The sequence below is a fragment of the Paraburkholderia phenoliruptrix genome (assembly GCF_047325075.1).
GTDB lineage: Bacteria > Pseudomonadota > Gammaproteobacteria > Burkholderiales > Burkholderiaceae > Paraburkholderia > Paraburkholderia phenoliruptrix.
The window spans coordinates 2,761,948-2,775,133 of record NZ_CP168531.1 but is presented as its reverse complement, the minus strand read 5'-3'; the positions used below and the strand labels follow the sequence as shown (position 1 = coordinate 2,775,133).

At 60.2% G+C, this 13,186-nt stretch carries 11 protein-coding genes and 2 pseudogenes; 9 read left to right on the top strand and 4 right to left on the bottom strand.

The window, feature by feature from the left end; translation table 11 throughout:
- Window position 1: 1 nt before the first annotated feature.
- The 6 genes and pseudogenes from ACEN8U_RS24505 (at window position 2) to ACEN8U_RS24480 (ending at window position 5,231) form a co-directional block, all read left to right on the top strand.
- The gene (locus ACEN8U_RS24505) at window positions 2-751 is read left to right on the top strand and encodes an amino acid ABC transporter permease (protein ID WP_310110660.1); all 750 of its coding nucleotides are present in this window, start codon (window positions 2-4) and stop codon (window positions 749-751) included.
- A 27-nt stretch (window positions 752-778) separates the two neighbouring features.
- Entirely contained in the window at window positions 779-1,507 is a 729-nt protein-coding gene (locus ACEN8U_RS24500) for an amino acid ABC transporter ATP-binding protein (RefSeq protein ID WP_310110661.1), read from the top strand.
- Between the two features lie 69 nt (window positions 1,508-1,576).
- Window positions 1,577-2,425, top strand: a complete 849-nt coding sequence (locus ACEN8U_RS24495) for a transporter substrate-binding domain-containing protein (protein ID WP_310110663.1) — start codon at window positions 1,577-1,579, stop codon at window positions 2,423-2,425.
- A gap of 34 nt (window positions 2,426-2,459) precedes the next feature.
- A complete protein-coding gene (locus tag ACEN8U_RS24490; protein ID WP_413657710.1) occupies window positions 2,460-3,233 on the top strand; it encodes an SDR family oxidoreductase in 774 nt (257 codons plus the stop codon).
- Between the two features lie 853 nt (window positions 3,234-4,086).
- Window positions 4,087-4,272: pseudogene (locus ACEN8U_RS24485) on the top strand (aromatic ring-hydroxylating dioxygenase subunit alpha); the annotation flags it as partial.
- 8 nt (window positions 4,273-4,280) lie between these two features.
- A pseudogene (locus ACEN8U_RS24480) lies at window positions 4,281-5,231 on the top strand (PDR/VanB family oxidoreductase).
- Window positions 5,232-5,381: 150 nt separating this feature from the next.
- On the opposite strand, the gene ACEN8U_RS24475 reads toward ACEN8U_RS24480, so the two are convergent.
- From ACEN8U_RS24475 to ACEN8U_RS24465, 3 genes are read right to left on the bottom strand one after another with little or no spacing between them, the layout of a single operon-like run.
- A complete protein-coding gene (locus tag ACEN8U_RS24475) occupies window positions 5,382-6,464 on the bottom strand; it encodes a 2,3-butanediol dehydrogenase (RefSeq protein ID WP_310110668.1) in 1,083 nt (360 codons plus the stop codon).
- 1 nt (window position 6,465) lies between these two features.
- Window positions 6,466-7,767, bottom strand: a complete 1,302-nt coding sequence (locus ACEN8U_RS24470; RefSeq protein WP_310110671.1) for an MFS transporter — start codon at window positions 7,765-7,767, stop codon at window positions 6,466-6,468.
- A gap of 18 nt (window positions 7,768-7,785) precedes the next feature.
- On the bottom strand, window positions 7,786-8,319 hold the full coding sequence (locus ACEN8U_RS24465; RefSeq protein ID WP_310110673.1) for a 2,4'-dihydroxyacetophenone dioxygenase family protein: 534 nt from the start codon (window positions 8,317-8,319) through the stop codon (window positions 7,786-7,788).
- A gap of 168 nt (window positions 8,320-8,487) precedes the next feature.
- Here ACEN8U_RS24465 and ACEN8U_RS24460 point away from each other — a divergent pair, with 168 nt between their 5' ends.
- The 3 genes from ACEN8U_RS24460 to ACEN8U_RS24450 all read left to right on the top strand — a co-directional run bounded on the left by ACEN8U_RS24460 (window position 8,488) and on the right by ACEN8U_RS24450 (window position 11,572).
- On the top strand, window positions 8,488-9,468 hold the full coding sequence (locus tag ACEN8U_RS24460; RefSeq protein ID WP_310110675.1) for a helix-turn-helix domain-containing protein: 981 nt from the start codon (window positions 8,488-8,490) through the stop codon (window positions 9,466-9,468).
- A gap of 486 nt (window positions 9,469-9,954) precedes the next feature.
- Window positions 9,955-11,046, top strand: a complete 1,092-nt coding sequence (locus tag ACEN8U_RS24455; RefSeq protein ID WP_310110677.1) for a porin — start codon at window positions 9,955-9,957, stop codon at window positions 11,044-11,046.
- A 238-nt stretch (window positions 11,047-11,284) separates the two neighbouring features.
- Complete coding sequence (locus ACEN8U_RS24450; protein WP_413657707.1) at window positions 11,285-11,572, top strand: enoyl-CoA hydratase/isomerase family protein; 288 nt, start codon at window positions 11,285-11,287, stop codon at window positions 11,570-11,572.
- Window positions 11,573-11,836: 264 nt separating this feature from the next.
- Here the strand turns inward: ACEN8U_RS24450 and ACEN8U_RS24445 are convergent, their stop codons facing one another.
- On the bottom strand, window positions 11,837-12,865 hold the full coding sequence (locus ACEN8U_RS24445; RefSeq protein WP_310110721.1) for an AraC family transcriptional regulator: 1,029 nt from the start codon (window positions 12,863-12,865) through the stop codon (window positions 11,837-11,839).
- Window positions 12,866-13,186 lie beyond the last annotated feature (321 nt).

The window sequence follows — 13,186 nt, the reverse complement described above, 5'->3', positions numbered from 1 at the left end:
CATGTTCGACATCTTGCGCGATAACTGGACCCTGCTGCTCATCGGGCAATATCCGCATGGGCCGCTGGGCGGCATCGTGCTCACGATATTGCTTTCGCTCTCCGCACTCATCATTGCCTTTCCGTTGGGCATTCTGGTTGCGCTCGCACGCATCAGCCCATTGCGCGCGCTGCATGCACCCGCAACGGCGCTCGTCTATATGGTGCGCGGCATTCCTCTGCTGATGGTGATTTTCTGGGTGTACTTTCTCGTTCCCGTGCTGACCGGTTATCCGGTCACCGGGTTCGTCACGATGCTGTGCGCGCTCGTGATCTACGACTCGGCCTATCTCGGCGAGATCATCCGCGCGGGCATCGAGGGACTGCCGAAAGGACAAACCGAAGCGTCGCGCGCGCTCGGCATGAGCTACATGAAAACGATGCGTGCAGTCGTACTGCCGCAGGCGCTCTACAACGTGGTGCCGAGCATGGTCACGCAGTTCGTCTCGACGATTAAGGAGACCTCGCTCGGGTACATCATCAACGTTCAGGAAATTTCGTTCGCAGCGGACCAGATCAACAACCGGCTTTTGACAAAACCGTTCCCGGTCTATCTGATTCTCGCGTTGAGCTACTTCGCGCTATGTTATGCGCTCACGCAGCTCGCACAGTATCTGGAGCGGCGCGTCACGTTCAAGCGGGCGGGTGCGGTCGCGAAAACTCAGAAAGGCGATGAGCTCTCACTGGCCGAGCCGCTCGCCAGCGAAAACTAGGCGTTCATTCATTTAGAGGTACTGCGCATGATCAGGTTTTCCAGCGTCAACAAATGGTACGGCGAATATCAGGCACTCGTGGATGTGAACGCCGAAGTTCGCAGGGGCGAGGTCGTGGTGGTGTGCGGTCCTTCGGGTTCGGGCAAATCGACGTTGATCCGCACGGTCAATCGTCTGGAAGAGATCAACCGCGGGCAGATTTTTTTCGACGGCCAGGACATCCACGACAAAAAGCTCGGACTGAACGCCTACCGCAGCCGTGTCGGCTTCGTGTTCCAGCAATTCAACCTGTTTCCGCACCTGTCGGTGCTGGATAACATCACGCTCTCACCGATGCGCGTGCATGGCCTGAAGCGAGTCGAAGCCGAGCGCAAGGCCGAGGACCTGTTGTCACGCGTGGGTCTGTCGAACAAGGCGCGTGCTTATCCGGCGCAGTTATCCGGCGGACAACAGCAACGTGTCGCGATTGCGCGTGCGCTCGCGATGGATCCGCCCGCCATGCTGTTCGACGAGCCGACGAGCGCGCTCGACCCCGAGATGGTCGGCGAAGTGCTGAACGTCATGAAGAGCCTCGCGCAAGAAGGTATGACGATGATGTGCGTCACGCACGAAATGGGGTTCGCACGAGAAGTCGCGGACCGCGTGTGGTTCATGGACGCAGGGAAGATTCTGGAAATCGCAGAGCCGGAAGAGTTCTTCGTGCGCCCCAAACATGCACGCGCGCAGCGCTTTCTTTCTGACCTGCGCACGCATTGATTCGAATCCGGCAGCGGCTTTTCAACAGTGGTCTATTGCTTTAAACATAAACCTTAGAGGAGCACCACCATGCAGGCAGGCAAGATTAGCGCGGGGATGTTGGTCGTGGGCGCAGTACTTCAGTTCATGAGTCCCGCTTTCGCGGATCAGCTCGCGGACATCAGGAGCCGCGGCGAAGTCACGTGCGGTGTTTATTCGAATGTCGAACCGTTTTCGTATCCGAATGCGCAGACGCGCCAGCTCGAGGGCATGGACGTGGATCTGTGCAACGCCGTGGCGAAACAACTTGGCGTGAAGGCAAAGCTCGAACCGCTGGCGGTGGAGGCACGTATTCCGCAACTCAAGCTTGGACGTGTCGATCTGGTGGTCGCCAATCTTGCGTACACGAAAACCCGCGCGACGCAGATTGCATTCAGCGATTCGTATTATTCGACCAAGGAAGTGCTGGTCGTGAAGAAAGCTGATGCCGGCAAGAAACTAACGGATTTCGCCGGCCAAAAGATTAGCGCCGCGGACGGCTCCACGTCCGCGCAGTCCATTCCGCTTTCAATCAAGGACGGTCAGGCCGTCACGTTCCATGATACGAGTTCGGCGTTCCTCGCGCTGGAGCAGGACAAGGTGAAAGGCTTCGTCACGAATCAGATGACTGCCAGGAAGATCGCCAAACAGGTGGAGGGAACGGACGGCGCCGTGGCTATCGCTGCAGAGCCCATGTTGATCGAACCGATCGCCGTAGGCTTGCGCCAGAATGAACCGGCGATGCTGGCGGCGGTCAATAAGGCATTGGCATCCATGGAGCAGAGCGGCGAAATGAGCGCGATCTTCGACAAATGGCTCGGACCCAAAACGCCGTATGGGCTCACGCGTACTGACAAGGTCACGCCGATCAACCAGTTGAAGTTCACGCCGGTGTCCTGAGGCGTCGCATTCATGGATCGGGGAGGAGAGAAAGTTGAAACATAGCCTGAAGCTGTTTGATCTGACGGGGCGCCGTGCGTTGATCACCGGATCGAGCATCGGCATCGGTTTTGCGCTCGCAAGAGGCCTTGCCGGCGCCGGTGCGGAAGTGGTGCTGAATGGCCGCGGCGCGGCGCCCCCCCCCGAAGCGGTGAAGCGCCTGCGCGAGGAGGGCGCGAGTGCGCATGCCGCAAGTTTCGACGTGACTTCACCGGAAGCCGTCGAAGCGGCGATCGCTTGGATCGAGCGCGAGATAGGCCCGATCGATATCCTCGTGAATAACGCCGGCATGCAGCGCCGCGCGCCGCTCGAGCAGTTTTCCCACGCCCAATGGGAAGAGCTGATGAAGACCAATGTGGACAGCGTGTTTCTCGTTGGCCGGGCCGTGGCGCGGCACATGCTTCCCCGCAAGCGCGGCAAGATGGTCAATATCTGCTCGGTGCAAAGCGAACTCGGGCGGCCAAACATTGCCGCTTACACCGCGAGCAAAGGCGCGGTGAAGATGCTGACAAAAGGCATGGCGATCGACTGGGGGCAATACGGCATTCAGGTCAACGGTCTGGGCCCCGGCTACTTCAAGACCGAATTGACAGAGGCGCTCGTGAAGGACGAAACGTTCAGCGCATGGCTTATCGGACGCACACCGTCGCGACGCTGGGGAGACGTCGAAGACCTCGTCGGCGCGGCGGTGTTCCTGTCCAGTGATGCATCGAACTTCGTGAACGGCCATATCCTTTATGTCGACGGCGGCGTGACTGCTACGCTGTAAAGCGCGGACGCCGCTGCCGAGCGCTGTCCGGTGCTGCGCCACAGTCGGGCGCCGCCAGCACCGGCCGGGTCGGTCTTTCGTCGCGAGAAGCAGTCGACCGCTATCTGCGGACCTAGTTGGATCAGGGTCGTTTGGCGCGCGATGACGATGAGCGCGCGCCGGATCTGGTTTAGCAGGTCGCGCGACTCGCGCATTGCGACGATCTGGCGACGCTGCCGCATCCGAGGTCTTTTTGTGCAGTGCGCCCGGGCACACAAGCGCTTTCTGACAGGCGAACCGGGACCCTCGCGGAATGGAACCGCGCGAGCCACGATTGTCCCTGAGAAGCCAGTTGCCACCTGTACTACGAAGACCCGCGCGGCTGGTTCGCCCCAATCCGCCACGTTTCGGTCATGTGACGTGGAGCGAAGCAATGTTGTCATCGGACCGTGCCCAACAGGACAAGGCGAGAATGTCCGAGGTGCCGACATTACTTCGTTCCGTTGCGAAGCAATGTTGTCAACTCGCATCAGCGCGAAGTAAATTCGTCAATTCGCGTTCGAGTTCGACTACCAAATCCTCGAGTGCGTGGCGAGCATAGTTGGCGGTTTGCGAAGCTTCGCGCATCTAGCATTGCCGCATTCCTTCATGTCAGGGGATGAAACGCGCGTTGCCTAATCCCCTGCAGCAGATAGAGTACGTAAATGATTGGCGCTGCTATCAATGTTAAAGCTCCGACGTTCGTTGGAAATAGTGTGTGGGGTCTCGGACCGTAAAGCGCCGGCGGTTAACGCATTGACGTAGCGCAAGTCGTAACGAAGCCCGCGATCCGCAACGACCATGCCATTCCATCGCCCGACACTTCCTGACTCCTAAGGCAGGCAGGAATCACCTTAGCGGTGAAGATCTTGCGATGCTCGAAGCGCAGCAACGCAATCTGCTTGACCATCCGGAGCGCACACTCCTGAAACTGAACATCGATGCAGGCGGGGTGCAGTCCCGCCGTGTGCTCGATCGTCTGATGGCAGAGAACGAATCGACCGTCGGCGCGGTTTCGTGAGATCGACCATGCAAGTCAAGATCCCTCGCAAATTCGCCGTGGCCGCCGACATCTACGCGTTCGAACTCGTGCATCCCGATGGTGCTGCACTGCCCGCATTTTCCGCCGGCGCGCACATCGACGTCATGCTTCGCGATGATCTCGTGCGACAGTATTCGCTTTGCAACGACTCGCGCGAATCACATCGCTACCTGATCGCGGTACTGCGCGATGCCCACTCGCGCGGCGGATCAATAGCGATGCACGCACTGGACGAGGGCGGCTTGCTGGAAGTCAGCGAGCCCAAAAACCACTTTTCGCTTCATGGGCAGGCGGGCCATTCTGTGCTGCTCGCCGGTGGTATCGGCGTGACGCCTGTCATATCGATGGCAGAGGCGCTGGCGCATGCGGGCGCGTCGTTCGAGATGCACTATTGCACGCGTAGTGCGGCACGTACTCCGTTTCGCGATCGGCTGGCCGATTCGCGATTCGCGATTCGCAGGACGCGTTCATCTCTATGTCGATGACGCCGGGAGCGGCGAACGATTGCGGCTCGAGCCGTGCTCGCGCAAGCTCGTTCAGATACCCATGTGTATGTCTGCGGCCCGGCTGGTTTCATCGCCGCGGCGATGGGAGCCGCAAAGGCCGCAGGATTGGACGATGAGCGCTTTCACCGCGAGTTCTTCGGGATGGCGCCTGCACAAGAGGGTGGTTGGGCGTTCCAGGTGAAGCTGTCGAGCACGGGCCGGGTGATCAACGTCGTGCCGCAGACAACGGTCATCGCCGCACTGGCGAGCGCGGGCGTCGAGGTGCCGAGTTCGTGCGAGCAAGGTGTATCCGGCACATGCCTGACGCGCGTGTTGTCCGGCGAGCCCGATCACCGCGACGCCTACTTGACGGACGACGAAAAGGCGGCGAACGATCAGTTTTTGCCGTGCTGTTCGCGGTCAAGATCGCCGGTGCTTGTACTCGATCTGTGAGAGACCGCGGTTCTTTGGGCCGTTAGTGGGATCGTCGGTGTTCCGGCGTGTTACAGCGGCTGCTTGTTCCCGAAATCCGGCAGCGCCAATGCAGACGGCACAAGCGCGGCACCAAATTTATGCAAGCCAACGGCATCGCGCCGAATCAGATCACGCGTTGATAGCAGACGGCGGCTTCGCTGGTGATACAAGAATCTTGATCTGCGTCCTATCGGCAAGGAGCGCGTCGAATCCCTCGGCCACCGCGTCGTCGAGCGACACTATGCGGGTAACGATCGACGTCAGGTCGAGCGCACCTGATCCCACGATGCGTAGCAGATCCCCGTAAGCGTGACGATACCCGACGCTCGCCGTGAATGTCAGTTCATCGTTAACCGCACGGAAGGCGTCGAAATTCGCATGTGGCATCAAGCCCACCATCACGACGCGGCCGCCCTTGCGCAGGCCCTGCATCGCCGCCTCGAAGGTAGCCGGCAGGCCGGCCGCCTCGAAGCTCACGTCGACGCCGAGCCCGCCCGCCGCGTCGCGAAGGGCATCGCGTAAGGCGGGTGCGTCGAGTGCACCTGCGTCCAGCGCATGCGTCGCGCCGAGGTGTGACGCGGCGGCGAGCCGCTCGCGCGACACATCGACCGCGACAATCGTCGTCGCGCCCTGTAGCTTCGCGAGAGAGATCAGCAGAAGACCAATTGGCCCAAGGCCGAAAACCGCACAGGTGTCGCCGAGCCGCAGCTCTGCGCGTCGCAGCGCATGCAGCGCGACGGCAGCCGGCTCCATCACTGCAGCCTGTTCGAGACTGACTTCGTCTGGCAGCCGGTGCAGCATGTAAGCCGGCACGACCGCGAAGTCGGCCATCCCGCCGTCGCCCATCAGCCCAGCGAAGCCCATCGACACGCACAGGTTGTACGAGCCTGAGCGGCAGTATGCGCACTGCTTGCAGTGATACTCCGGCTCGACCGCGACGCGATCGCCCAAAGACAGCCCGGTCACGCCAGCGCCGACTTCGACGACCGTGCCGCAGAACTCGTGGCCTAACGTCAGCGGCGCGGTGCGGCCCGATAAAGGATGTGGCGCATCGACTGGAATCGCGTGAGGCCCGTCTGCATATTCGTGGAGATCGCTGCCGCAAATGCCGCAATAGGCAACGGCGATGCGTACCTGCCCGGGCCCGGCGCGCGGCGTGTCGAGCTCGACCAGCCGGAGGTCCCAGGGGCCATGCCATTGTAGGGCGCGCATATCACTGCCCTCCGATGTTTTGCGTATCGAGACGAGTGCGCGCGCCAGCGAGTGCCTGTTTGCGCAGCATGGCAGGCGCCGTTTCGACGAGGCCGAACGACAGTAGGCACGCGAGCACTGCGCCGGCGGACGATGTCCACATGGCGAACTGCAGGCCGTATCTGTCGGCAGCGAAGCCGGCTACGGTCGGCGCGACGAAGCCGCCGATAAGCTCGCCCGCTCCCATGATCAGCCCGAGCGCACTGGCGATTGCGCGCGGCGGAACGGTTTCGGCCGGGATCGTTGCCATGAAGAGGGTGAAGCACCCGAGACCTGTATACGTGGCAAACACGAGCGTGCCGAGAGCCCAGACCGAGTCGACACGCATCATCGCGATCGGGCAGGCGGCGGCGATCAGCGCGAAAGCGATCATCGTCGGCTTGCGGCCGATCCGGTCGGAGATTGCCGGAACTGCGAAGCCCCAGAAGACCCATGCAGCGCCGAGGCAGGTCATCACCACGCCCATCGCGGACGGAGAAAAGTGCCGGCTATCGACCAGAAAGACCGGCGCAAACGAGATGATGACGACGAACCAGGTGAGGAAGAAGCAGCTGATCAGCACGCACAGCAAGACGTTGCGCTCCTTCAATACGGCGAAGCGGCTTACTGGACCGTCGCTCGCTACGGGCGCATCTGGGCTCTGCGTCTGCGTGCACCGCGCGCCGCCAGATGGCACTTCCCGGACCCAGCGCCAGATGCAGAAGGCGATCAGAAAGCCGGGAATGCACGACACGTAGAATGCTTCGCGCCAGCCGTACGCGGTGGCGATGCCAATGACGACCGGCGGGCCGATCATCGCGCCAAGCAGTCCGGCGGCCGAGCCTTGCAGCAGGCCCATATTCAGGCCCCGGCGGCTCGGCGTCGAACTCTCGACCATCAGCGATTGCGACAGCGGCAGAACGGGCCCTTCGGAGATGCCCATCAGCGCCCGGAAAGCGATCAGGCTCGTGAAGCCGCCGACCAATCCGGATAGGGCAGAGCACACGGAAAAACCCAACACCGCAGCAATTAAAAGCGGCTTGCGCGTGCCGCGCGCGTCAGACCATGCGCCGGTCATGGCGCCCGACAGCGCCCACGTCAGCGCAAGTGCAGACGACACCATGCCGAGCTGGCCATTCGACAGGTGCAATTCGGCCGACATGAACGGGAACAGAAACGACAGGGCAAGGCGGTCGAAAAACACGAAGCCGAACGTCGCGAAAAGAATGAGCAGCAGCCTGTTCTCGTAAGTCCATGCCGATTTGACGGAAGGGTGAGATGTCATGGGGGGCCTCATCGAGTGTCAGCGAAACAGCTTCTCGATCGCCTCGGCGCCGAGCCCCACCTTCTCGTAATGCGCCTTGCACAGATCAATGTACGAGTGCACGTCGAAGTAGCCGTCGGGCTTGCCCTCTTCGTCAAGCCAGATGAGCGGGCCCTTCACGATGAAGAACACACGCATCGGCTCAGGATGGTCGAACGCGACGAGCGTATGACCTTCGCCCGGCGTTTCGTAGACGAAGTCGCCGCTCGTGGCCGTCCACTCATGCTCGAGGTAGCCCCATTTGCCGGAGATCGTATAAGCGAATACCTCGTGCGGGTGATAGTGCCGGTTGACCAGCCCCGCCTGTTTCGCAATCAGAATGTCGCACCATCTGTTCTGTGTGGGCGAGATCCACAACGGCCGTGAGGACACTGTCTCGGTGAAGGGGACGTAGTAGCGCTCGTCTGCGGTGGCCGCGTTACCAATGTAGGCTTCGGGGAGAGCATCGGGCTTGAACGGATTGGCGATTGCAGGAATGTTTTGCCAAAATTCTGTCACGGCTTTGTCGACCACGTCAGTCTCCTTTTGTGTAGGTGTCGTGGGCTGGACTTTAGCCAGGCGCTGCTAATCGTTCTTGACTGGATGGGACTCATTGTTTGATCCGGCCGGACATTGCACCGCACAACGAAGCGATTTCCCTATTTCGTGCTGCTCCGACAACCGGCGCCCGCAGGAGGCGACATGACAAATTCGGCTGGTTTTTCATGCACGCGCGGCTCGACGGCCGGCGTGCCAGCGAGCGAGCGTATGGAGTACTGGGAGGCCCTATGCGCGGCAACGCTGGTGGGGCTGCGCTGCTCGTCGTTGTCTCCATCCGGCCTCGAGGTTGAAAAGACAGGCATTGCGCTGCCGGACTTAGGCATTGCGGACATTAGTGGCCGGGATCATCTGATCGAGCGTAGTCCTGCGATGGTGCGGCAGTGGCCGAAGGAGTCATTGTTCGCTTGCCAGATCGTCAGCGGACGGGCGTATTTCATTCAGCGCGACCGCTGCCTGCTGGCGGACGCCGGCGACGTGGTCGTCTATGACACGCGCGTGCCCTATGTGTTCGGATTCCTGACGCCGATGCGGCAGTTGTTGATCGACCTGCCAGTCACCACCTTCGACGATCGAATAGATGCAGAACTGGCGGCGCTGCCGCTGCGAATCGTACCGACGCCAGGCGTCGGAGCCATGCTCGGCTCGACGCTGCGCGCGAGCGTGGAGCGATTTATGAAGGACCCGGGCGAGCACGACCCGGCGCGCTTTACCGAGCATATGCGCATGCTCGTCTCGGAACTGATCAATACCGAGTTGAAGGGGGTGAGCGTCTCGCGCACCTCGCTGTCGTATCTTCTGACGGCCAGGCAATACATAGCGGCGCATCTGCGGGAGCCAGACCTTGGGCCGCAGGCCATTGCCGACGCGGTTGGTCTGTCGTTGCGCCACCTGAGCCGATTGTTCTCCGCGGATGGCGAGTCGATCACTCAGTACATCTGGTCGGAACGGCTCTCGCATGCCTACCGTGAACTGACCGATGCGCGGCTGCGCAAGACAAGCGTCGGCGAGATCGCATTTCGCTGGGGCTTTTCGAGTCAGGCGCACTTCAGTCGCGCGATTCGCGAACGATATGGAGCGTCGCCCGTGTCGCTGCGCGACGCAGCAGATGCGGCCGGGTTGTGACGGTGACTCTGTCAAAACCTTCCTGTCCTGACGTGGCAGGCCCATCCGTGCCTGGTGCCTTCGTTTTCCATACGTTGATGTACCAAGCCTAAGCCCCTTCGACTTACCGAGTCGCAGGGGTCCGGCGTCAGCTTCGGCAGGCCGGGGGATGTCCACAATTTCCACGCTCGGCTCGCGGCACGCGGATCCGCACAAATCAAAGGGTGTTCTGCCCCAGGGCGCCGTCATGTCCGACCCGTTCAAAGAATCCGTCCGGGACAGTCAAGAGTGTGGCGTACCGGTTCGCTAAAGTCGAGCCCACGACACGAACATGGCAGGACACAGACCGGTCACGCAAAGACGCGGTGAAGCGCTCCGTGAGTGGGCTTCATGCGTCCTTAATCCGGTTCGCGTCGATTTCATTAGAGACATCTCTCGTTAAATAAGTAGTCCAGATCGATACAAAAATTCCGGCATGATCGGAAACATGTGAGGAGAACATTGAAAATGACGAAAAAAGCCTTTCTCGCACTGGTTGCGTGCGCGCTCCCTGTTGTGTCCTTCGCCGAAAGCAGCGTGACAATGTTCGGCTTGCTGGACGTCGGCGTCAGCTACGTCAGCAATGAAGGGGGGCACAGCAATCCTAAATTTGACGACAACGTCTTTCTACCAAACCTCCTTGGGTTCGAAGGGCGAGAGGATCTAGGCGCGGGCACCCGCGCGATCTTTAGGCTTGTCAACCAGTATTCCCTCGCCAACGGCTCGATGGTCGGCGGCGGGTTGTTTGCGCGCACGGCCTACGTGGGCCTGGAAAACGACCGGTATGGAAAGCTGACGCTCGGTAATCAATACGAGTTCATGGTTGATGCGCTGGCCGCCACCGGCAACGAAATCGCGCAGGACCTTTCCGGCCTTTATGGCTTTCGGAACGGGCCATTCAATAAACTCGGCCTTCCAGATAACGCCACCGGAGCATTCGACTGGGATCGCGTGGCGGGCAGCAATCGCGTCGCCAATTCCGTCAAATACACAAGCCAGTCGCTGTCGGGCGTAACTTTCGGCGCACTCTATGGATTTGGCAACGTCGCGGGATCGGTGGGCGCAAATAATACCGTCAGCGTCGGCGCAAGCTATGACAACGGTTCGTTCGGAGCGGGCGCGGCCTATACGAACCAGAAGTACGGTGCCTCCAACGGGGTCTCTGCCACCAGCGTCCGCAATTGGGGCGCTGGCGTGCACTACAAGGTCGGCGAGCTGACGGCCAAAGCTCTCGTAACGAATGTGCATAATGCGCGCAACGGCGCGGGCATCTGGTCGGGGGAAGCCGGCGCGTCGTGGCAGCTCTCGCCGGCCTGGGTCATCGGCGCAAGCTACATGTACATGAAAGGCAACGAGACGCTGGACAATGCGCACGCGCACCAGCTGGTTGCCGCCGTTCAGTATTTGTTGTCCAAACGCACGATGGTGTATGTTGCGGGCGCTCACCAGCGCGCGAGTCACGGCAGCTACGCGCAAATTAACGGCGTGATGGACCCGAATGGAGCATCGAGCGGTGCGCTACAGTCGATCGCGCGGATCGGACTCAGTTCCCGGTTTTGAGGCGCAGGTCGGCGGACCCGCGACGGTAGTGAGTCAAACGCCCATATTGGATTGCTGACCGCCTGGCGCATAGGTCGGGGCTGATGCCAGTCACGACCTTTAGGCTCTCGGCGCGCTTCGCAGACTTCACGACTGCTTACGGGGGCTAAGTTCTGGCGGCGGCATGCCCTCGCGCCTTCCCAAGCGGATCGAAGTCCGGCGAGCGTAGGGTACGCTCATCTTAAACCAGCGCATTTGGGTGGCGGACGCGCAGACGACTGGTTTGATCAGTCGGGTTGTAGACGATAAAGACCTTCTTAACAAAGGTCGCGTAACTGCGCGCACGCTAGCGGAATCGACAACCATAGCAATTGCGGCAACTCGCCAACTACTGCTCCAATCGTTTCGCAGCGAATCTGAGTCACACCTCGAGCGGGAAACACGCTCCATCGCGGCTCTCAGTGCCGGCATGGAATGTTTCGAAGGCGTTCAACCTGTCAGTGAGCGACGCTGGCCCCGGTTTTACAAAGGAGCCGAATACTGCTGAAGCATCTATCGTCGAAGCAATGGGAAGGACAGGTAGACGTCGCAATGACCGTCGGGCGGGCGGAAACCGGTCATTCCAAAAAAACAGTGGGACGTCGCCCGCATGGTCAGATCTCAGAGTGCTAGACGTCGATTTCTGCAGGCTTGCCGTCAATCGCATGCCAATGCCCTGCGGCAACAGAGGTTGCCAAACCGCGTATTCCTGACAAAGTGGTTTAGGGGCACCCACGAGAAACTCAACCTGCCTTGAAAGTAAAGCACTTAATTACTGGCCTCGAATCTCACCCGGTCCCTTACCGGTCCAACGCTTCAGTGCTCTGCGGAAATTGGCTGTGTCGGTGAAGCCGACCAGCATCGCAACGTCGTCTGTACTCAGTTTGGTGGTCTTCAAATACTCGGTGGCGAGTGAACACCTGACGTCATCAACGATAGCGACAAATGACGTTCCTTCGGCCTCAAGCCTCCGCCGCAATGTACGCGTGGTCATCTTCAACAGCCCGGCGACGGTTTCCATGCCTGGAAAGACTCCCGGCTTGCTCATCAAAAATTGGTACACCTCCCCCGATACCCCGGACGACGTTTTCGCTTGCCCGATGAGCCTGTCGCACGTTTCCTGGATCAGGGCGGCCGAATGTCTGTGCGCAAGATGAGGCTGAATCTCGAGCACTGTGCTGTCGTAAATGAGCTGGCACTCTTGCGCGTCAAACTCGCACGGGCAGCTTAGATAGTCGGAATACACGGCGGCGTACTCGGGCGCCGAATACGAGAATCGGGCAAGGAGGGGAGGACAGTTGCGGCCCGCAACGTCCTGAAGGTGCGTCACGTGCTGCGTGTATTGCTGTTCCAGCAGGAAGCGTTGCACGTCTTGAGGCAAGTTCGAAGAGAAGGCGTCGGGGAAGGTCCACACCGAAGTATCGGGGTATTCGGTCCACTCAATAGTAATCGTCGGGGTCGCCAGCCGGTGATACTTCACGCCAAGCCGGAAATAATCTCTTAGCGACAGACACGACATCAACGCGTATCCGTACATGCCGTAGGCTGCCAGATGCAGACGAGCCCCCGTTTTGAATGGTGTACTTGGGTCAGAAGACAACGCGACGGCGTTCCTGCACACCGCCGCATACTGTCGGACGGACGTCATGACGGACGCGTCGTATATCTGGTCGTGTGAGACTCCGCTCCCCTTCAGGCTGTCCTCGGGAGCAATGCCTTGCTCCGCGAGCACTTCCACAAGAGCCGCAATTTTGTAGGGCGCGTAAATGCGTTCATTCAACAGCGGATAACCAGACGACATTGCGCCTCCGTCCATGTCCTGCGGGGACATCACCTTGTCCGTAAAGGACCTTTTCAACTAAATCGTATCTCACTACTATCGATAGAACAAGATACGGGTCTGCACTGACGGTCGGGCGACTCGCAAAAATCTCGGAGACGTGCATGCAGACCCTTCATCGAATGATTCCCTCGCTTCCCTCATTGGCGTCGTCGCTCTTGCGTAACGCTTGAATCCCAAGTCCAGGACCTCCAGGTCATCACTGCTCGCCAATTGGTATCGGCAAGACAGCGGCCGATTTTGTACGTTTGCCTCTCCCGGCGCCGTGCGTGCAGTCCCATC

Excerpts from the sequence above, each read along its gene's own strand:
- ACEN8U_RS24500 (WP_310110661.1), top strand. The coding sequence starts at position 779 with ATGATCAGGTTTTCCAGCGTCAACAAATGGTACGGCGAATATCAGGCA.
- ACEN8U_RS24445 (WP_310110721.1), bottom strand. The coding sequence starts at position 12,865 with ATGTCGTCTGGTTATCCGCTGTTGAATGAACGCATTTACGCGCCCTAC.
- ACEN8U_RS24455 (WP_310110677.1), top strand. The coding sequence starts at position 9,955 with ATGACGAAAAAAGCCTTTCTCGCACTGGTTGCGTGCGCGCTCCCTGTT.
- ACEN8U_RS24470 (WP_310110671.1), bottom strand. The coding sequence starts at position 7,767 with ATGACATCTCACCCTTCCGTCAAATCGGCATGGACTTACGAGAACAGG.
- ACEN8U_RS24475 (WP_310110668.1), bottom strand. The coding sequence starts at position 6,464 with ATGCGCGCCCTACAATGGCATGGCCCCTGGGACCTCCGGCTGGTCGAG.
- ACEN8U_RS24505 (WP_310110660.1), top strand. The coding sequence starts at position 2 with ATGTTCGACATCTTGCGCGATAACTGGACCCTGCTGCTCATCGGGCAA.
- ACEN8U_RS24495 (WP_310110663.1), top strand. The coding sequence starts at position 1,577 with ATGCAGGCAGGCAAGATTAGCGCGGGGATGTTGGTCGTGGGCGCAGTA.
- ACEN8U_RS24460 (WP_310110675.1), top strand. The coding sequence starts at position 8,488 with ATGACAAATTCGGCTGGTTTTTCATGCACGCGCGGCTCGACGGCCGGC.